The sequence below is a fragment of the Streptomyces sp. NBC_00078 genome, assembly GCF_026343335.1.
GTDB lineage: Bacteria > Actinomycetota > Actinomycetes > Streptomycetales > Streptomycetaceae > Streptomyces.
In genome coordinates this window covers 7,141,736-7,162,193 of sequence record NZ_JAPELX010000001.1, presented here as the reverse complement: position 1 = coordinate 7,162,193, position 20,458 = coordinate 7,141,736, and the positions used below count along the sequence as shown (strand labels likewise).

Sequence of the window (20,458 nt, the reverse complement as noted above, 5' to 3'; positions counted from 1 at the left end):
CCCCTGGGGGACGCGTCGAGCGCGGCGCGTCCCCCGGCTACTGGAGGCTCAGTGCGGTCTCCTGTCCCATGTGCGACAGCTTCGCGGGGTTGCGCACGGCGTAGAAGCCGGTGATGAGGCCGTTGTCGACGCGCAGCGCCACCACGGTGTCGATCTCGTCGTCGAAGCGGACGACCAGTGCCGGGAGGCCGTTGACCTGGGCCGGCCGCAGCGACCGGGGCGGGATCCTGCCCACCCCCGCCGCCAGCAGACGCGCCACCTTGTCGGCCCCCACGACGGGCTGGAGGACGGCCTGCCTGACGCCGCCGCCGTCGCCCAGGAAGACGACGTCCGGCGCGAGGATGTCGAGCAGTCCCTGCAGGTCACCCGTCTGGACCGCCCGCTGGAAGGCGTCGAGCGCGTCCCGGGTCTCGGCCGGGGACACGCCCCCGCGCGGGCGGCGCGCGGCGACATGGGCGCGTGCCCGGTGCGCGATCTGGCGCACCGCGGCCGGGTTCTTGTCGACGGCCTCGGCGATCTCGTCGTACCCGAGGTCGAACACCTCGCGCAGCACGAACACCGCCCGCTCGGTCGGCGTGAGCGTCTCCAGCACCAGCAGCATCGCCATCGAGACGCTGTCCGCCAGCTCCACGTCCTCGGCGACGTCCGGGGTGGTCAGCAGCGGCGCGGGCAGCCAGGTGCCGACGTAGGACTCCTTGCGGCGGCCGAGTGTGCGCAGCCGGCTCAGCGCCTGGCGGGTGGTGATCCGGACCAGGTAGGCGCGGTGATCACGCACCGTGCCGAGTTCGACGCCCGACCAGCGCAGCCAGGTCTCCTGCAGGACGTCCTCCGCGTCGGCGGCCGAGCCGAGCATCTCGTAGGCAACCGTGAACAGCAGATTGCGGTGGGCGACGAACGAATCGGTGGCCGTGTCCGGCGGGTGATCCCCGTACTCGCTGTTCACCGGCTGCTCCTGCCTGCTCGCTCTCGACGACATCACGCATAGGACGCCGGCCACCGCACCCGTGTGACACCCGGCGGCGGTGGCGTACGTCACACGGTCGTCCCGTCACAGGATGCCGGGCGCCGGCATCTCTTGTTCGACCCGTACAACGCCACACGTGAGGACAAGGTCATGGACGCCCGATTCAATCTCTTCGACAACGAGATCTCCAGCAAGTTCTCCAAGCGGTTCGCCAACAGCAGCCTGGTGATCCAGCAGTCGCCGCTGCCCGCCTCCACCCAGGAACTGGTGTCGCTGCGGGTCAGCCAGATCAACGGCTGCGGCTGGTGCATCGACTTCCACACCAAGGAGATGGCGGCCGCCGGCGAGACCTCGCTGCGGCTGAACCTGGCCGCCGCCTGGCGCGAGTCCACCGTGTTCACCGAGGCCGAGCGGGCCGCGCTGGCATTCGCCGAGGAGGGGACCCGGCTCGCCGACGCCGGCCAGGGCGTGTCCGACGGGACCTGGGACCGGGTGCGGGAGCACTTCGACGACGACCAGCTCGCCGCGCTGGTCTGCCTGGTCGCACAGATCAACGCGGCCAACCGGCTCGCCGTGATCGTGCACCAGAAGGGCGGTTCCTACGAGGTCGGCATGTTCGCCGCCGCGACGGCCGGCTGAAGGCACGGGACCGCCACGCCCGGTGTCCGGTGCCGGGCGTGGCGGAGGAGACCTCAGGCGGTCGCGAGGGTGAACACGTGCAGGTCCGTGTTCTGTGGCAGTGTCACGCCCGCGATCGTCTTCCCCTCCGGCGCCGCGAACGGCCTGGTGGCGAAGACGTAGGTCGCCACCGGATCCTTGTCCGCGCCCGAGACATTCCGGTACGCGGTCTTCGCGACGACCTCGTTGCCGTACTGGACGGCCCCGGCGCCGCCGCCGACGGTCCAGTCGGTGAAGGCGAGGCCGATCGTGTCGGTGGTGCCGTCGGAGTAGGTGATGGTGGCCCTGGTCTGCTGGTCGCCGTTGACCGCGCTGCCGATGAAGGACAACTTGCGTGCGGGGTCGGCGAGTTCGACGGTCTGGCCGTCCGCCGCCGCGTTGTCCGGACGGGCGCTCGGCGAGTTCGGCCAGTTGAAGGCCAGCCCGTCGACCGTGCCGTGTCCGCCCGGTGTGAGGCCGGCCGCCATGAGGGCCTGGCGGGAGTAGCTCCAGCCGCCGCCGTCGAAGTCGGCCTCGTCGTGCTCCCCTTCGTCGTCCGAGATGCCGGTGTTGTCGTAGGCCGCGAGGAGGGTGCCGGGAGCGGCCACCGTCAGGGCCACGGGCTGCTCGTACGAGGTGCCGCCCGAGGTCACCGTGATCCTGACGTCGTAGAACCCCTGCTTCATGCCCTTGGACGAGCCGAGAGTGATCTCCTGTGATCCGTCGACGACCGTCCCTTCGGCGGGAGTCGCGCTGACCCCGTCGGGTGTCTCGGCCTTGAACCGCACCTCGGGTCCCGTGCCGCCGCTCAGCGACAGGGCTCGGATGCCGACGTTCGTGCTGCCGCCCGGAGCGATGGTCGCCGTGGTCGGGCCGACGCCGATCTGGTACGGCTGCTCGCCCGCGCGGAAGGAGGGCGGGGCGTCGGACGGGTCGCTCCCCCACTCCTTGTCCGGCGTACCGGAGAGCGTGTAGTCGAGCGTGCCGCCGTCGCGCACGAGGGAGGCCGCCAGCCAAGGCCGTTCGCTGGTACGGCCGTTGACCTTCAGGGAGTGGATGTACGGAGCGTCTGCGGCGGCGCCGTTCGCGCGGATGGAGATGTCGTTGCCGTGGGGCCGGTCGATCTCGATGCGCGGGAACAGCGGTGAGGCGAGGGCGAGTTCGGCACGGGACGGCACCTGGGGGTACATTCCCAGCGCGGAGAAGACGTACCAGGAGGACATCGCTCCGAGGTCGTCGTTGCCGGGGATGCCGGCGGGTTCGGTGGACCACAGCTGCCGCATCGCCGCGCGCACCGTCTCCTGTGACTTGTAGGGCGCGCCCGCGTAGTCGTAGAGGTAGGGCACGTTGATGGACGGCTCGTTGTCCAGCTCGGACTTGTCGCCGCCGCTGCCGGTGAAGGCCCAGCCGCCGTCGGCGTCGTGGAAGAAGGAGTCGAGGCGGGCGAGCGCCTTGTCCTTGCCGCCCATCGCCGCGAACAGGCCGGCCGGGTTGTGCTGGACCATCCAGGTGTACTGGGCGGCCGTACCCTCGACGAAGCCGCTGCCGGTGGCCGGGGTGAAGCCGGTGACCCAGCTGCCGTCCGCCTTGCGGTCCGCGATGTAGCCACCGGTCGGGTCGGCGGCGATGTCGAAGTTGTTCTGCCACCACTGTGAGCGCGCGGCGAAGGCGGCCGAGGTGTCCTTCTCCCCTGCTGCCGCGGCGAGTTGGGAGAGGGAGAAGTCGGCGCCGGACATCTCCAGGGTCTCGGCGGCACCACCCCAGGCGTTGGAGACGGACGGCATGTAGTGCAGCTTCATGTACTTGTCGAGGGAGGGCCGTTGGCCGACGGACAGCACCGGTTTACCGGCGGAGGACAGGTCCTGTCCGGTGGGGACCGTGGCCGCCTTGACGAGCGACTTCAGGGCACCGCGCAGGTCGAAGTCCGTGCCGCCGAAGGCGCGGATACCGGCGAGGGCGGTGGGTGAGGGGTCGCCGTTCATGACGTGCGTGCCGCTCGCGCCGTGCAGCCAGCGGTCCCAGACGCCGCCGTTCTGTCCGGCGAGTTCGTACAGCGACTGCGCGATGTCCGAGCCCGTGCGCGGGTTGAGGAGGGTCAGCAGCTGCACCTGGTCCCGGTAGACGTCCCAGCCGGAGAAGGTGCCGTACTGGGCCCGGTGCCCACGGGCGACCCGGTGCACTTGGCCGTCGCTGCCGGTGTATCTGCGGTCGGTGTCGCTGATGACGTTCGGGTGGAGGAGCGCGTGGTACAGCGCGGTGTAGAAGGTGGTGCGCCCGGCATCGGTGCCGCCGCCGACCCGGATGGCGCCCAGCCGCTCGCGCCAGGCCCGGCGGGCGGCCTCCCGTACCGCGTCGAACGAGCGGTACGACGGGTCCTCGGCCGCGAGATTGGCGGTGGCGCCCGCCTGGCTGACGTACGAGATGCCGACCCTGACGTTGACCGGCCCTGCGCCGGGCTCGAACTCGACGTAGCCGCCTGCGCCCTTGCCGGCGACGGGCCGCCCGCCCTTGGAGAAGCCCCCCGTGCCGCCGCTCGCCGAGGTCGACCCCGGGGTCAGCCTGTCGTCCTGCCATGTGCCGGCCGACTTGAAGGCTCGGTCGAAGCGGGCGGTGAAGTAGAGGGTGTAGTAGGGGCGTTGGCCCTCGGGGTCGAGGTATCCGCAGAAGTCGCCGGAGGTGACGGAGCCGGACACGGTGCGGGTCGCGGGGTCGATGCGGACCGACGAATCGGTGGAGCCCACCTCGGAGTTGGCTGTGCGGATCAGGAGCGAGGCGGGCTTGCCGGCCGGGTAGGTGAAGCGGCCGGAGCCCGTGCGGGCCGTCGCCGTGAGGTCGGCGGTGACCCCGGAGGCCAGTCCCACCTTGTAGTGGCCTGGCTCGGCCGTCTCGTCGGCGTGACGGAAGTCGGACGCGTACACGGCGTCCTTGGTGTCGCTCGCGGGCGAGGAGGTGACCTCACCGGCGTACGGGAAGAACGGGATGTCGCCGCTGCCGCCCGCACAGCCGGTGCCCGACATGTGGGTGAGGCTGAAGCCGCGGATACGGGTGGCGTCGTATTGGTAACCGCCGGGCGCGGCCGTGCGCGTGGCGTCGCCTCTGGTGTTCTCGGGGCTCCAGGAGAGCATGCCGAACGGGGTGACGGCGCCCGGGAAGACGTTGCCGCCGTTCCTGGTGCCGATGAGCGGGTCGACGTACGAGGCCGGGTCCCGGACGAGGTCCGGTGGGGCGGCGGTGGCCGCCAGGGCCGGGGTGGTGCCGCCGGCCGCGAGTACGGCGGCGAGCAGCAGGGACGTAGGACGGAAACGCATGACGCGGCCCCTCCTCCTTCGGACGGGTCGCGCATCACAGGTCGCACAAGCCGCAGGGACAGTAGCGTGCGCCAGCCCTACCACGGAAGGGTGCGTACGGGCGCGAGGCGCGCACGGCACCCCCACCCGGTCGGGTGACCCAGGTCAACTGGGTTGACATCGTTGTCCGTTGAGGCGGTAGAGTCATGTGCAGACCATTAGACAACGTTGTCGCATCGCGGTGTCGCCACAAGCCAGCACCACCCGGACAGGTACTCCCCCGGCCTGCCCGGCTCGCGGACCCGGTGGACCGGCACGCCGCCACCGGGTCCGCCCCGAGCGCCCCTCTCTTCCGCGGCAGCCGTTCACCGGCGACAGGCTTCTGCGTCAGCCGTTTACAGATGCCCCGGTTCGCGCTAACTTCCGCACAGGACGGGGTGGGAGCGCTCCCATATGAACGGTGGACCGGAACCCGCCGCCTCAGAGGCAAAGCCCCCCACCCCGCCCGTATCCGCACCTCGCAAAGGGCACACCTCGCACAAGGCATACCTCGCACTGGGCACACCCGTATCCGCACGGCCCCGTACCCGAAGGAAGCGAGCTGTCATGATCCTGACAACTTTGCAGCAAAGCCGACCCGGCCGGCGGCCGAGCCGTCGATTAACCACCTGGGCCCTCTTCCTCGTCCTCGTCTCCCTGCTCACCACGCTGCCCGCCGTCGCGCTCGTCGTCACAGCCGGCGGCAAGGCCGAGGCACACGGCACGCCCATGAAGCCCGGCAGCCGCACCTTCCTGTGCTGGGAGGACGCCCTCACGGACACCGGTGAGATGAAACCCGTCAACCCGGCCTGCAGGGCGGCCCAACAAGCCGGCGGCACCACGCCGTTCTACAACTGGTTCTCCGTACTGCGCTCCGACGGCGCCGGCCGCACCCGCGGCTTCGTGCCGGACGGCAAGCTGTGCAGCGGCGGCAACCCCAACTTCACCGGCTTCGACCTCCCGCGCAGCGACTGGCCGCTGACCCATCTCACCTCGGGCGCGACAGTCGACTTCTCGTACAACGCGTGGGCCGCGCACCCGGGTTGGTTCTACGTCTACATCACCAAGGACGGCTTCGACCCGGCCAAGCCGCTGACGTGGGACGCCTTGGAGGACACCCCGTTCCTGAAGGCCGACCACCCGCCGCTGCACGGCAACCCGGGCACGGTCGAGGCCAACTACTCCTGGACGGGCCGACTCCCGGCCGACAAGTCCGGCCGCCACGTCATCTACATGGTCTGGCAGCGCTCGGACAGCTCGGAGACCTTCTACTCCTGCTCCGACGTCGTCTTCGACGGCGGCAACGGCGAGGTGACGGGCATTCACGACCCGGGCAACCCGACGGACCCCGTACCCGGCAAGTGCGAGGCCACCCGCAGGACCACCAACAGCTGGAGCGGGGGTTACCAGTCCGAGGTGACCGTCACCAACACCGGCGACGTCCCGATGCTCGGCTGGATGGTCGACTGGACACTGCCGGGCGGTCAGAAGGCCGCGAGCCTGTGGAGCGGCAACGCGACGTACGACGGCCAGGACGTGATGGTCCACAACGCCGACTGGAACGGTTCGCTCAGTCCGGGCCAGAGCGCGACCTTCGGGTACGTCGTCTCGGGCGACGGCGGTGACACGGCGACGAGCCTGCCCTGCCGGGTCGGCTGAACCGGCCGGCCAGGCGCACCCTGTGGGCGAGGGTCGCCCACCGGGTGCGCGCGAGGTGCCGGAGCCCTGGGATTCACGAAGGCCGCGCCCCCGGCGAACCGGGGACGCGGCCTTGAACCGCCGTGCGCTGCCGCTTACTTGCGGATCAGCGAGCGCAGCACGTACTGCATGATGCCGCCGTTGCGGTAGTAGTCGGCCTCACCGGGGGTGTCGATGCGGACGACCGCGTCGAACTCGACGCCCGTGTCGGTGGTGACCTTGACCGTGCGCGGCGTGGTGCCGTTGTTGAGCTCCTCGACACCCGTGAAGGAGAAGGTCTCCTCGCCGGTCAGGCCGAGGGAGGAGGCCGAGGCGCCCTCCGGGAACTGCAGCGGGAGGACGCCCATGCCGATGAGGTTCGAGCGGTGGATGCGCTCGTACGACTCGGCGATGACGGCCTTGACGCCAAGGAGCGCGGTGCCCTTGGCCGCCCAGTCGCGGGACGAACCGGAGCCGTACTCCTTGCCGGCCAGGATGGCCAGCGGGATGCCCTGCTCGATGTAGTTGCGCGAGGCGTCGTAGATGAACGACACCGGGCCGTCGGCCTGGGTGAAGTCGCGGGTGTAGCCGCCTTCCGTCCCCGGCGCGATCTGGTTGCGCAGGCGGATGTTGGCGAACGTGCCGCGGATCATGACCTCGTGGTTGCCACGGCGGGAGCCGTAGCTGTTGAAGTCGCGGCGCTCGACGCCGTGCTCGGTGAGGTACTTGCCGGCCGGGGTGTCCGCCTTGATCGCACCGGCGGGCGAGATGTGGTCCGTCGTCACCGAGTCGCCCAGCTTGGCCAGGACGCGGGCGCCGGAGATGTCGGAGACCGGGGACGGCTCGTGCCGCATGCCCTCGAAGTACGGGGGCTTGCGGACGTAGGTGGACTGCGGGTCCCACTCGAAGGTGTTGCCGGTCGGGATCGGCAGCGCCTGCCACTGGGCGTCGCCCGCGAAGACGTCCCGGTAGGACTTGTTGAACATGTCCTCGCCGATGGCGTTCGCCACGACGTCGTTGACCTCGGCCTCGGAGGGCCAGATGTCCTTCAGGAAGACCGGGTTGCCGTCCTGGTCGATGCCCAGGGCGTCCCGCGTGATGTCCACCTTCATGGAGCCGGCGAGGGCATAGGCGACGACCAGCGGCGGGGAGGCCAGGTAGTTCATCTTGACGTCGGGGTTGATCCGGCCCTCGAAGTTCCGGTTGCCGGAGAGGACCGAGGTGACCGCGAGGTCGTGGTCGTTGACGGCCTGGGAGACCTCCTCCGGCAGCGGGCCGGAGTTGCCGATGCAGGTGGTGCAGCCGTAGCCGACGAGGTTGAAGCCGACCTTGTCGAGGTAGGGGGTGAGCCCCGCCTTGTCGAAGTAGTCGGTGACGACCTTGGAGCCCGGGGCGAGGGTGGTCTTGACCCACGGCTTGCGGGTCAGGCCCTTCTCGACGGCCTTCTTCGCGACGAGCGCGGCGGCGACCATGACGTACGGGTTCGAGGTGTTGGTGCAGGAGGTGATGGCCGCGACCGTCACCGCACCGTGGTCGATCTCGTACGTGGAACCGTCGGGGGCGGTCACGGTGACCGGGTTGGACGGGGCGCCGTTCGGGGCGACGGCCGGGGAGTCGGAGGCCGGGAAGGACTCCTGGCCGGCCTCGTCCACGGCGTCGACGTAGTTGCGTACGTCCGTCTTGAACTGCTCGGCCGCGTTCGCGAGGACGATGCGGTCCTGCGGGCGCTTGGGGCCGGCGATGGAGGGGACGACCGTGGAGAGGTCCAGCTCCAGCTTCTCGGAGAAGTCCGGCTCGGCCTTCGGGTCCAGCCAGAGGCCCTGCTCCTTGGCGTACGACTCGACGAGCGCGACCTGCTGGTCGCTGCGGCCGGTCAGGCGCAGGTACTTCAGGGTCTCGTCGTCGATCGGGAAGATCGCGGCGGTGGAGCCGAACTCCGGCGACATGTTGCCGATGGTGGCGCGGTTCGCGAGGGAGGTGGCGGCGACGCCCTCACCGTAGAACTCGACGAACTTGCCGACGACGCCGTGCTTGCGCAGCATCTCGGTGATGGTGAGCACGAGGTCGGTGGCGGTGGTGCCCGGCTTGAGCTCGCCGGTGAGCTTGAAGCCGACGACGCGCGGGATGAGCATCGAGACGGGCTGGCCGAGCATCGCGGCCTCGGCCTCGATGCCGCCGACGCCCCAGCCGAGCACACCGAGGCCGTTGACCATGGTGGTGTGCGAGTCGGTGCCGACGAGGGTGTCGGGGTAGGCCTGGCCATTGCGGACCATGACCGTGCGGGCCAGGTGCTCGATGTTGACCTGGTGGACGATGCCGGTGCCGGGCGGGACGACCTTGAACTCGTCGAAGGCGGTCTGGCCCCAGCGCAGGAACTGGTAGCGCTCGCGGTTGCGGCCGTACTCCAGCTCGACGTTCTGCGCGAAGGCGTCGTTGGTGCCGAACTTGTCGGCGATGACGGAGTGGTCGATGACCAGCTCGGCCGGGGCCAGCGGGTTGATCTTCGCCGGGTCGCCGCCGAGTTCCTTGACGGCCTCACGCATGGTGGCGAGGTCGACGACACAGGGCACGCCGGTGAAGTCCTGCATGATCACACGGGCGGGCGTGAACTGGATCTCCTGGCTGGGCTGCGCCTGGGAGTCCCAGCCGCCGAGGGCGCGGATGTGGTCGGCGGTGATGTTCGCGCCGTCCTCCGTGCGGAGCAGGTTCTCCAGCAGGACCTTGAGGCTGTACGGCAGTCGGGCCGAGCCCTCCACCTTGTCCAGCCGGAAGATCTCGTACGACTCGTCGCCCACCTGCAGCGTGCTGCGGGCGTCGAAGCTGTTCGCCGACACGACAGTCTCCTTCATTGATGTGCGCGTACTCACCACACTCTGCCGATATGCGGCTACCGCCGCGTGGTGCCGCCACGGCATCTTGCCCGATCCGCTAAGGTAAGGCTAAGTTAGGTAACCCTTACGGGCTCGATGGTGGCGTGCGGCTGTGGTGCTCCTCGACAGTTATCTCGATGTCGAGATAACTGTAGTACATGGGGCCGGGATGGTCATGCCCGGCCTCCTCGTGGTCGATGTCCGTGCCGAGGACGATGTCGACGAGCGGACCGCGGAAGCGTTCGCCGCGACCGAGCGGGCCTGTTCCGCGAGAAGCTCAGGCAACGGCGCTGCTTTGACTGCGAACCAGACGGCGGTGGGCTGGGAGTTTGCGCACGTCGGTGTCCCGGATCCGGTGTTCATCAGTTCCTCGGCGATCTCGGCCGTGCCGTGGTCCAGCAGGACGTACCGCAGGGCGACGCCGCCGTCGTAGGCGCGGATCTGCACACTGAAGTTGATCCGTGTGGCGGTGTCCTGCAGCTTCCACCGCATCTCGTGGTAATGGTCGGACCCGCACGCGTTGCGTCCGTACGGGGTGGCCCAGGTGCTGTCCACCGTCCAGTGCTGGAACCCGGTGAGCACCGTGCCCGCCGCCCCGAGCACCGTGCCGCTGGCCAGCTTCAGCCCCAGCCCGGAGACATCGACCACCTTGGCCCCTCTGCGTCTGGCCGACCACCGCAAGGCCCCGCCCACCAGCGCGAGGCCGATGGCGGTGATCCCTCCGGGGGACACCGCGTTGATCGAGGCATCCGCGGCGTCGACCCCGTCGTCGGCTCGGTCGTCGGCCCGCGCGGCCGTCGGAGCCGTACCGAGTCCCAGAGCAGCGCCTGCGATCACGGTTGCGCCTTTCAGAACCGCGCGCCGCGGAACCGGACCGGCGGGACCAGCCGCGGTCGAGTTCGGTCCTGTGGAGTTCCGTTCAGGGGTTCATGCGGTCCTGCCTCTCTCGTTCCCGTCGGAGGGCACAAAAACCATCAGCTTTTCCTGATCAAACGGCGACGGTACGGCGCAGGCGTCGCGCCCGGGCGTCAAGAGATATGGGCCATCCAGGGGCTTCCTCAGCGGTATCGGCCCCTACCGCCGTCCGCGGCCGACCCGCCTCGTCACCATCGTCACCTACATCCGATCAAGATGACGCACAATCAAACGCAAGAACAGGGAACTGCTTCAGAAGCACACAGTCAAGGGTCTCGACAGCCCTCCTTCCCGCACCGAACAGAGACGTGGATCCGTCAGCGCAGCAGCAGGCGAGACATCCGATGTGTGTGTCCTCGTAGACTTGCGCGGCTCCCCTTGACCGTCCCGCTCGCCCGGGGCATGCTCGTGCACTGTCTCGGCCAGCGGGACACCGGACCGCCGCCTGAGGGGCACTCAGGTGCCTCCCTCGCCGATATACATCCGATGTGTTGACCTCAAGTTCACCACTATCACTGCCGTCACCGACGAGTGTCCGCCGACGCGTAGCGCAGCACGTCGAACAGAACTAAACACAAGGAAACGCGGCGGCAGAACCGCACACGTGCCCAGGCACCAGCGCATCCCACGCTCCTCCACGTGAACCGACGAAGGGTCCCGCAGATGCGTCAAACCCGTTTCCGTACTCTCACGCGTGCCCGGCTCAGAGCATGTCTGACCGCGGTCGCGCTCCTCACCGCCTCGGCCGGGGTCGTCGTCGCCCAGGCCGGCTCCGCGTCCGCAGCCACCACCACGCTCCACGTGGCAGCGAACGGCACCGGCACCGCCTGCTCCAGCAGCCAGCCCTGCTCACTCGCCCAGGCCAAGACCACCGTGCGGACGCTCAACGACGCCATGACAAGCGACATCACCATCGAGGTCGCGAACGGTACCTACCGGCTGACGGCACCCCTCACCTTCACGTCCGCGGACTCCGGCACCGGCGGCCACACGGTGACCTGGAAGGCCGCGCCCGGCGCCCACCCGGTCCTCACCGGGGCCCAGCGGGCCACCGGTTGGACTCTGCAGGACTCGGCGAAGAACATCTGGAAGGCGAACGTGGGAACCGGGTTCGACACCCGGCAGCTCTACGTCGACGGCGTCCAGGCGACACGAGCCCGCACCACGCTCAGCCGCTCCGACCTGACCGCGACCACCACCGGCTTCACCTTCACCAACAGCGCGCTGAGCTACCTCAACAACCTGGCCAATCCGGGCCGTACCGAGATCGAAGGGCTCGGTTCGTTCACAGACCGCTACTCACCGGTGTCCGGCATCAGCAACAACATTATCACCATGGATCAGCCCGCCTGGGACGACAACACCTTCGGCTATGACACCATGGCCCACCCCTGGGCGAACGGGCCGCTCTGGATCGAGAACGCCTACGAGTTCCTCGACGCGGCCAACGAGTGGTACCTCGACACCGGCACCGGCACCCTGTACTACAAGCCGCTCGCGGGGCAGGACATGAGCACCGCGGACGTCGAGGTACCGGAACTGCACTCGCTCGTCAATATCGGAGGCACCTACTCCGCCCCCGCCAGCCATATCGCCTTCTCCGGGCTGCAGTTCTCGGGCGCGAGCTGGCTGGGCCCGAGCACCGACGGCTACGCCAGCCATCAGACCGGCACCTACCTGAAGGGCACCTGGGACCGCCCGTCGGACGCGCTGACCTCCTGCCAGAGCGGCTGCCCGCTCTTCGAGGCGACCCGCCCCCACATGAGCCAGATGCCCGCCGGCGTCCAGGTCTCAGCCGCTGACCACATCACCTTCACCGGCAACCGCTTCACCCAGCTCGGGCAGAACGGCCTGGGCATAGGCAACGACGCGAACGCACACACCACCGGCGTCGGACTCGGGGCCCACACCATCACCGTGACCGGCAACGTCTTCGCTCAGGACGCGGGCGGCAGCATCGTCGTCGGTGGCGTCCAGGCCGACGCACACCACCCCAGTGACAGCCGGATGACCAACCAGAACATCACGCTGAACAACAACCTGATCCACGACGTGGCACTGGACTACCGCGATATGTCGGGCCTCCTGGTCACCTACGTCAACGGCACCACCATCTCGCACAACGAGATGTACAACCTGCCCTACTCCGGCATCAACATCGGCTTCGGCTGGGGCGCCAACGACGCCGGCGGCAACCCGAGCTACGAGAAGCGGGGCCTGTACAACTACCAGCCCCTCTACCAGACCCCGACCACCGCCGCCGACAACCACATCACGGACAACTACATCCACGACATCATGCAGACGGGGCACGACGGCGGCTGCATCTACACCCTGTCGGCCTCGCCGGGCAGCACCATCGACCGCAACTTCTGCGAGAGCAACCACGGCTTCTACGCCATCTACCACGACGAGGGCTCCAGGAACTTCAGCGACACCAACAACGTCTTCCGCAACATCGGCCGCTGGGCGCAGGAGAACCCCAGCACGGACAACAACGTCGGTGACCTGACCCTGACGGACAACTGGACGTCCACCTCCTCCACCAACATCAAGAGCGGCGACTGGCGCGGCAACACGCTGAGCGGGACGGTCGTCGTCGCTGACGGCAACTGGCCCTCCGGCGCCAGGACGGTCATGGACAACGCCGGCGTCCAGCCCACCTACAGGCCGCTGACCACCGACCCCGTCACCTCCCCCTACAGCGCCTACACCTCCACCCCCGGCTCCACCGGCCAGAGTGGCGGCCGCTTCACCATCACCGATGCGGGCGCGGACATGTGGGGCGCCGGCGGAGAGCACGAGGACGCCTACGGCACCGTCTTCCAGAACGGGGCCGCGGTCAACGGCACCTCGGTGACCGCCCGGGTGGACAACGTGGACAACACCAACGAGTGGGCCAAGGCCGGCGTCGTCCTGCGCAACGACCTCACCGGCAGCGGCGCCTCGCCCGGATACGCAATCGTGGCGGCGACCCCGAGCCACGGCGTCACCTTCCAGTGGGACTCCGACAGCGACGGCTATCTCGACCACTTCGCCAGCTCGGCCTCCACGGTCAAGGCACCGGTGTCGGTGCGGCTCACCCGCACCGCCACCCAGGTGTCGGCCTCCTACTCCACCGACGGATCCACCTTCACCCAGATCGGCTCGGCGGTGACCCTGCCATCCATGGCGGCCACCCAGGACGCCGGCCTCGTCCACACCGCCCACAGCGCCACCGCCGGCAGCGCTGCCTTCAGCAACCTGCAGATCGTCACCTCTCCCTACAAGGCCTACAACTCGATCCCGGCCGCGGTGGACCAGCACCAGGGGGTCACCTCCCTGACCAACGCGGGCAGCGACATCTGGACAACGGCCGACGACTACTCAGCCGCCTACAAGCCGGGCGCCGCGGGAACGTCTTCGACCGTCACCGTCCACGTCGACAGCCAGGACAAGACCAACGGCTCGGGCAAGGCGGGCCTGATGCTGCGCAACAGCATCGCCGGCTCCGGCTCGTCCGCCGGGTACGTCATCCTGGCCGCGACCCCCGGCGCCGGTGTCGCCCTGCGCTGGGACTCCGACGGCAACGGCTGGGTCGACCAGTCCGTCACCAAGACCGGAAGCGCCACCGTCGCCCCGGTCTGGCTCCGCCTGGTGAGGAGCGGCACGTCGGTCACCGGCTCCTACTCCGCCAACGGCACCACATGGACCACCGTCGGCACCGCGACCCTGAGCGGAGCGAACAGCACGCAGGACGCGGGGATGTTCTTCAACGCACACAGCGGAACACCCGGCACCGCGAGCCTCAGCCAGTTCACGATCAGCTGACCGAACAACCCCTGATCCCAGGACGAGACGAGCACACCCCGCCCCCTGCGAACGGTCACCGGCGGCAGGGGGCGGGGAACGGCGAGTACCGCCGTGAGCGTCTCGGCATCTGCCGCGTGATCTGCTTGGCGCGGGTGTTGACGCCTTCGGTGGTTGAGGCAGCGGACCAGCAGGTTGGCGCCGCCGGTGCAGCCCGGTTCCCTGATCTCGTGCAGGAGGTGCGTGACGGGCACGCCGGGCTCGGCAGTGCGACGCGTGCGCGGCTTTCGAACAGCGTCCGACAAGTCGGACAGATGCGCTCCGTCAACACCTCCCATGTATCGCGACTTCAGCCCTGAGGGGTGAACTCGTCGACCAGCAGCGATCTTCACTTGATCTGGCAATTTCTGTCGAGCACCTAGACAGATAGCTGATTCGTAGCCGTTAATACATCCGATGCTTGGCCGAAACATACGCGGTGCGCAAAGCCTGTCAGGACACCGTGCCCTGTCCTTCGAACTGCCGGGGAGAAGACCTTGTCGGGAGTCGATCACCCGCCGAAGAGTCGCTCGTCGGCATGGCGGTCACCGACGGCAGGCTTCGCCCTTGCGTCCAGGGCCCCGTCCCGAAAGGAAGAGCCGCAGCCCGTCGGTCCGCCTCCCGGGCCCGCCCGCACGTCGCTCCGCCCGACAACGCCCGCGACTGGCAGGGCAGCCCCGCCGCCTGCCCCCCGGCACACCACGACACCCGGCCGGCCCGGAATGTCCCTGGACATCGTCACCGCAAGCCGCGCCATCGATCCGCAGGAGTGCCCCATGTCCGCGTCCAGAATGAATCGCCGTACCTTTCTCAGTGCGGCGGGGGCGGCGACCGCCGCGACCGCCCTGCCGCTGGTCCCCGGCTTCTCCGGCCTGCTGTCGCAGGCGTCGGCCGCGGACACGCAGACCAACCTGAGCAAGATGGTCGACATGCGGTTCGGCATGTTCAACCACTTCAGCCTGGGCACCTTCACCAGCGAGGAGTGGGCGGCGCCGAAACAGAGTCCCACCGTCTTCGCCCCGCCGAGTGTCAACTGCGCGCAGTGGGCCGACGCGGCGGCTGCCGCGAAGATGAGTTACGGCATCCTGACCACCAAGCACCACGACGGCTTCGCCCTGTGGCCGAGCGCCTACGGCACCCAGAACGTCGCGAACAGCTCCTACAAGCAGGACGTGGTGCGGGCGTACTGCGATGCGTTCCGGGCGAAGGGGCTGAAGGTCGGGTTCTACTACTCGATCTGGGACCGCACCTTCGGCGTCGAGGCGTGGGAGAGCAGGCACAAGGTGACCGGGCTCGAAATCACCGATGCCATCCAGCCCGGCGACATGACCTTCATCCTCGGTCAGATCACCGAGTTGCTCACCAACTACGGCACCATCGACATGTTCATGACCGACGGCTACGCATGGCAGATGGGCCAGCAGGCCGTCTCCTACCAGAGGATCCGCTCGCTGGTGAAGCAACTGCAGCCGGACTGCGTCATGATCGACATCGGCGGGCTGTCGGAGCCCTTCCTCAGTGACGCGATCTTCTTCGAGGAGCCACTGGGCATCACGGCGCCGGCGGGCAACACCTACGCCGGAATGCAGGGACAGACCATCAGCAACGGCTGGTTCTGGCACCCCTCCACCCCGACCGAGAGCCTCATGAGCAAAGCCGCGATCCTCTCGCACCTGGCCGACCTGGAACCGAAGTACACCTCGTTCATCCTCAACTGCCCGCCCAACCGCAACGGCCTGCTGGACACCAACATCGTCAACCGGCTCGCCGAGGTCGGCGCGGCCTGGAGCCCCAACACCTCCCGGCCACCGCTGCCCACCCAGCCACTGCGCGCCGAGCACCCCGTCACACCGGTCAACGCGTACGCCACCGCCTTCCACACCGGCGAGGGACCGCTGCACGCCATCGACGGACTCAGCGACGTCCGCTACGAGACCTGCTGGTCGACCTGGGGGCTGCCGGCGCCGCTGCCGCAGTCGATCACCATCGACCTCGGCGGCGTGTGGAGCAACGTCTCCACGCTGGAGTACCTGCCCAAGCAGTGGAACCGCAACAACTCCACCGACGGCGACATCACCTCCTGCACCATCCTCACCAGCACCGACGGCACGAACTTCACCCAGGTCGCCACCGGCGCCTGGGCCGGCGACCGCGCCACCAAGGTGGCCGAATGGCCCGCCCGAAACGTGGGCTTCGTACGGATCCGGGCCAACGCGGCCACCGGCGGTTACGCCAACATCGGCGGCGTCAGGATCGGCGGCCGGTCGCTCAAGCCGGCACTGGTGTCCACCACGCTGCCCGGTGACGGCACCGTCTACCGGCTGGCCAACCGAAACAGCGGCCAGGTGGCCGACGTGGTGAACAGGCTCACCACCAACGGCACCAAAATCCAGCAGTGGCCCTGGCTCGGCCAGACGAACCAGAAGTGGACCTTCATCAAGTCCGGCGACGGCTACTACAAGATCAAGGGTGTGGGCAGCGGCAAGCTCCTGGAGATCGCGGATCTCTCCCGCGCGGACGGCGGCACCGCCGGCATCTGGGGAGACGCCAGCGTCCCCCAGCAGCACTGGGCCGTCACACCCACCGGTGACGGGCACTACCTACTGGTCAACCGCTACAGCGGGCTCTCGCTCGCCGTGGACGAGGCCAGCACCGCCAACGCAGCCGCCGTCGAGCAGCAGCCCTACGCGGGCCGCACCGAGCAACAGTGGCAGATCATCCCCTCCTGATCCTGCCCTCCGGCCTGCTCCTCCTCGGCCTGTTGCGAGGGGCAGCGGTGGCGGTCCCCTGCGGGCGCGAGGCGCCTGGGCACCTCGCGCCCCCCAGAACGCGTGCCTGATTCCATCATTCCTCCGAGCACGTCACCATCAACGTCCGGCTGAACTTCACAGGTTTCACCCAGGCCCCCACTCCTGCCGTACGTCAACGCCGCTCTCACGCCGTCCGCGCACACGGCTTGCCCGCACTCGGCGACATGACCGGCGCCACCGTCCACCTCGCCGGCTCCTGGGCCGCCAACTCGGCCTCCGCCGACGGGGCCGCGCTGGTCCAGTAGACCTGCGGAAGCCGGCTCGACCAGCAGTTCACGCTGCGGAGCTTCACCTCCTGAGCGCCCCAGCCCCCTCGACCCGCACGTCTCCACGACGAAGACGCGCACGTCCCCACCCAGCAAAGAAGGGCCGCACATGCACACCTCCCGAAGACTCTCCGCCAGACTCACGGCCACGGCATCCGCCACCTGCCTGGCCGCTGTCGGACTCACCCTCGCCCCGGCGGCAGACGCCTCGGCGGCGGGCGCGCCGCAGGGCGGCCACGTCTACTCCCTGACGGCGGCCAACAGCGGCAAGAACGCCGCCGTGCTGTCGGACTCCCTGGCCAACGGCGCGACGGTCGTGCAGAAGACCGCCTCCGGGGGCCCCGGCCAGTTGTGGGAGGCGGTCGACCACGGCGACGGCACCTTCTCGCTGGTCAACATCAACAGCGGCAAGTGCATGGACGTCCAGAACGGCTCCACGAACGCGGGGGCCGCGATCATCCAGTGGCCCTGCACCGGCGCCAGCAACCAGAACTGGACCTTCAGCGGTTCGGAGATCGTCTCCGCCCGCAGCGGCCTGTGCCTGGACGTCTCCGACGGCTCCGCCGCGGAGGACCACCGGATCATCCAGTGGACCTGCAAGACCACGGCCAACGCCAACCAGCAGTGGAGCCTGACCGAGCGCCTGCGCTCCGCCACCTGGGGCCCGGCCATGACCAGCGGCGGCCAGAGTTTCAACGCGCAGACCCTCCGGATGGTCGTCCACAACAACACCTCCGGCGCGGGGCTGCGCATCCGGCTGTCCAACCTGCGCAGCACGACCGCCCTCTCGGTCGGTGCCGTCACGGTGGCCGTCCAGTCCAGCGGCGCCACCGCGGTCGCGGGCACCACACACACCGTCACCTTCGGCCGGTCGGCCACGCCGACCATCCCCGCCGGGCAGGAACTGACCAGCGACGTCATCCCGATGCCGGTCGTCGCGGAGCAGAACCTGCTGGTGAGCGTCTACCTCCCGGGCACCACCGGCGCCTCCACCTACCACAACGACGCCCACCAGACCTCCTACCTGTCCGCCGCGGGCACCGGCAACCACGCCGCCGAGGAGGCCGCGACGAACTTCACCGCCACCACGAACCACTGGTTCTACGTCGCCGGACTCGACGTCGTGTCACCCACGGCCAAGGGAACCGTCGTGGCCATCGGCGACTCCATCACCGACGGCTCCAGCGCCACCGACAACACCAACCGGCGCTGGCCCGACTACCTCGCCCGGCGGCTGCAGGCCGAGTCCGGCGGCCAGCGCCTCGGCGTGGTCGACGCTGGTATCGGCGGCAACCGGGTGGTCACCGACAGCCCGAGCGCGCCGCAGGGCATCGCGGCCAAGACCCGGTTCTCCCACGACGTCCTGACCCAGCCGGGCGTGAAGAACGTCATCCTGCTGGAGGGCATCAACGACATCAACAACACCACCCCCACCCCCGCCGACCAGATCATCGCCGGCTACCAGACCATGATCAACCAGGCACACACGGCCGGTGTCCGAATAATCGGCGGGACCATCCTGCCGAACTCCACACAGACCGCAGCCAAGGCCGCCATCCGCGCCCAGGTCAACGACTGGATCCGCACCAGCGGCGCCTTCGACGCGGTGATCGACTTCGACGCGGCGCTCCGCGACCCGGCCAACCCGGCGCAACTGCTCCCCGCCTACGACAGCGGCGACCATCTGCACCCCAACAGCGCGGGCATGCAGGCCCTCGCCAACACGGTGAACCTCTCCCTGCTCACCTCCTGAGCGGCGCCCACTCCCGGACGGCGTAGTTCCGTTCGGCGCCCCCTCTCCGCGTACGGGGCGCCGGACGGAAACGGCCCGTCATCCGTGCGCCTGCGGGCAGCTGCTGCCGACTATGACGGCCAAGGCATACCGGCTCCTCAAGGCCATCATGAGAAGGCCCCGAACCTACCGGCCGAGCCGGGCTGCCGCCTTGCCCACAGCCGCCGGGCGGGGTTCCGGCGATCGAACAGGATGATCAGGGTGCCGGAATCAGCTTCACGCGTCGTCGCCTGGCGGCCCGTCGGCGGCGGCGCGCAGCCAGACGCGGCTGCCGGACGCGGGGAGGTGGGCGCGGGCCTGCTTGGTGCCGGTGTTGCTGGTGTTCCAGCGGGCGTCCATGGTCAGGCCGTCGAACATCACCAGCCTGCTGACGCCATCCTGCCGCGTGACGTCGATCCAGGCGGAGGAGTCCCGCAGCATCGCCGGCCCGGCCCGGTCGCCGTCCGCCATCCCGGAGCAGTCGAGCACGACGGTCGCGGTGGAGGCGGGGCCCGGGATGTGTGGCCGGGGAGGGCCGGGTGGGGGAGCAGGAACCAGTGGAATCCGCCGCGTCTACCCGGTCGTCTTCATTGACGCTATCAACGTCAAGATTCGCGATGGCCAAGTAGCGAACAGGCCGATCTATGTGGCCCTGGCGGTCACCGCCGAGGGATACCGCGACATCCTCGGCCTGTGGGTCGGCGACGGCGGCGAAGGCGCGAAACACTGGCTTCGAGTGCTCTCCGAGCTGAAGAACAGGGGCGTCGAAGACGTCCTCATGCTGGTCTGCGACGGGTTGAAGGGGCTGCCCGACGCGGTCGGCGAGGTCTGGCCGCGAACCGTGGTGCAAACGTGTGTGGTTCACCTCTTGCGGGCGTCGTTCCGATACGCGGCCCGGCAGGACTGGGACAAGATCGCGAAGGCACTCAAGCCCGTCTACACCGCGCCGACCGAGGACGCGGCCACGACACGGTTCCTGGAATTCGCCGAGACCTGGGGCAAGAAGTACCCGGCGATCGTCCGCCTCTGGGAGTCCAGCTGGGCCGAGTTCACGCCTTTCCTTCAGTTTGATGCGGAAATACGCCGGATTGTGTGCACGACCAACAGCATCGAGAGCGTCAACGCCCGCATCCGCAAGGCCGTCCGCTCCCGCGGTCACTTCCCCACGGAGCAGGCCGCCCTCAAGCGCGTCTACATGGCCGTCATGAGCCTCGCCCCGACCGGCGCCGGCCGGAAACGCTGGACCATGCGCTGGAAGGGCGCCATGAACGCCTTCGACCTGGCCTTCGACCTGGCCTTCGACGGCCGCCTCACCGCAGGCCAACTCTAGCCACGCCAAGCCCAGTTACACCGCTCGCTTTACAGACCCCCACC

9 protein-coding genes and 2 pseudogenes are annotated in these 20,458 nt (G+C 69.0%); 6 read left to right on the top strand and 5 right to left on the bottom strand.

The features are described from left to right. Positions 1 to 37: 37 nt before the first annotated feature. A complete protein-coding gene (locus OOK07_RS33460; protein ID WP_405670545.1) occupies positions 38 to 976 on the bottom strand; it encodes an RNA polymerase sigma-70 factor in 939 nt (312 codons plus the stop codon). Positions 977 to 1,114: 138 nt separating this feature from the next. Between OOK07_RS33460 and OOK07_RS33455 the strand changes: the two genes are divergently transcribed. Continuing rightward, positions 1,115 to 1,603: a carboxymuconolactone decarboxylase family protein gene (locus OOK07_RS33455; RefSeq protein ID WP_266800176.1), complete on the top strand. Its 489-nt coding sequence runs from the start codon at positions 1,115 to 1,117 to the stop codon at positions 1,601 to 1,603. A 53-nt stretch (positions 1,604 to 1,656) separates the two neighbouring features. Here the strand turns inward: OOK07_RS33455 and OOK07_RS33450 are convergent, their stop codons facing one another. Continuing rightward, positions 1,657 to 4,929: a GH92 family glycosyl hydrolase gene (locus tag OOK07_RS33450; RefSeq protein WP_266685538.1), complete on the bottom strand. Its 3,273-nt coding sequence runs from the start codon at positions 4,927 to 4,929 to the stop codon at positions 1,657 to 1,659. Positions 4,930 to 5,514: 585 nt separating this feature from the next. Between OOK07_RS33450 and OOK07_RS33445 the strand changes: the two genes are divergently transcribed. Beyond that, positions 5,515 to 6,606, top strand: a complete 1,092-nt coding sequence (locus OOK07_RS33445; RefSeq protein WP_266685536.1) for a lytic polysaccharide monooxygenase auxiliary activity family 9 protein — start codon at positions 5,515 to 5,517, stop codon at positions 6,604 to 6,606. A 134-nt stretch (positions 6,607 to 6,740) separates the two neighbouring features. On the opposite strand, the gene acnA is transcribed toward OOK07_RS33445, so the two are convergent. Continuing rightward, a complete protein-coding gene (gene acnA, locus OOK07_RS33440) occupies positions 6,741 to 9,458 on the bottom strand; it encodes an aconitate hydratase AcnA (RefSeq protein ID WP_323178139.1) in 2,718 nt (905 codons plus the stop codon). Between the two features lie 165 nt (positions 9,459 to 9,623). Next, entirely contained in the window at positions 9,624 to 10,331 is a 708-nt protein-coding gene (locus tag OOK07_RS33435) for a glycoside hydrolase family 97 N-terminal domain-containing protein (protein ID WP_266685534.1), read from the bottom strand. Between the two features lie 717 nt (positions 10,332 to 11,048). Here OOK07_RS33435 and OOK07_RS33430 point away from each other — a divergent pair. From OOK07_RS33430 to OOK07_RS33420, 3 genes are all read left to right on the top strand, one after another. Next, positions 11,049 to 14,219, top strand: coding sequence for a right-handed parallel beta-helix repeat-containing protein (locus OOK07_RS33430; RefSeq protein WP_266800174.1), 3,171 nt, complete (start codon positions 11,049 to 11,051; stop codon positions 14,217 to 14,219). A gap of 794 nt (positions 14,220 to 15,013) precedes the next feature. After that, on the top strand, positions 15,014 to 16,966 hold the full coding sequence (locus OOK07_RS33425) for an alpha-L-fucosidase (RefSeq protein ID WP_266685531.1): 1,953 nt from the start codon (positions 15,014 to 15,016) through the stop codon (positions 16,964 to 16,966). A 456-nt stretch (positions 16,967 to 17,422) separates the two neighbouring features. After that, the gene (locus OOK07_RS33420) at positions 17,423 to 19,066 is read left to right on the top strand and encodes a ricin-type beta-trefoil lectin domain protein (protein ID WP_266800172.1); all 1,644 of its coding nucleotides are present in this window, start codon (positions 17,423 to 17,425) and stop codon (positions 19,064 to 19,066) included. 267 nt (positions 19,067 to 19,333) lie between these two features. Here the strand turns inward: OOK07_RS33420 and OOK07_RS33415 are convergent. Beyond that, a pseudogene (locus tag OOK07_RS33415) lies at positions 19,334 to 19,603 on the bottom strand (xylosidase); the annotation flags it as partial. Positions 19,604 to 19,655: 52 nt separating this feature from the next. On the opposite strand from OOK07_RS33415, the pseudogene OOK07_RS33410 reads away from it, so the two are divergent. After that, a pseudogene (locus OOK07_RS33410) lies at positions 19,656 to 20,414 on the top strand (IS256 family transposase); the annotation flags it as partial. Positions 20,415 to 20,458 lie beyond the last annotated feature (44 nt).

Excerpts from the sequence above, each read along its gene's own strand:
- OOK07_RS33445 (WP_266685536.1), top strand. The coding sequence starts at position 5,515 with ATGATCCTGACAACTTTGCAGCAAAGCCGACCCGGCCGGCGGCCGAGC.
- OOK07_RS33450 (WP_266685538.1), bottom strand. The coding sequence starts at position 4,929 with ATGCGTTTCCGTCCTACGTCCCTGCTGCTCGCCGCCGTACTCGCGGCC.
- OOK07_RS33420 (WP_266800172.1), top strand. The coding sequence starts at position 17,423 with ATGCACACCTCCCGAAGACTCTCCGCCAGACTCACGGCCACGGCATCC.
- OOK07_RS33425 (WP_266685531.1), top strand. The coding sequence starts at position 15,014 with ATGTCCGCGTCCAGAATGAATCGCCGTACCTTTCTCAGTGCGGCGGGG.
- OOK07_RS33460 (WP_405670545.1), bottom strand. The coding sequence starts at position 976 with ATGTCGTCGAGAGCGAGCAGGCAGGAGCAGCCGGTGAACAGCGAGTAC.
- OOK07_RS33455 (WP_266800176.1), top strand. The coding sequence starts at position 1,115 with ATGGACGCCCGATTCAATCTCTTCGACAACGAGATCTCCAGCAAGTTC.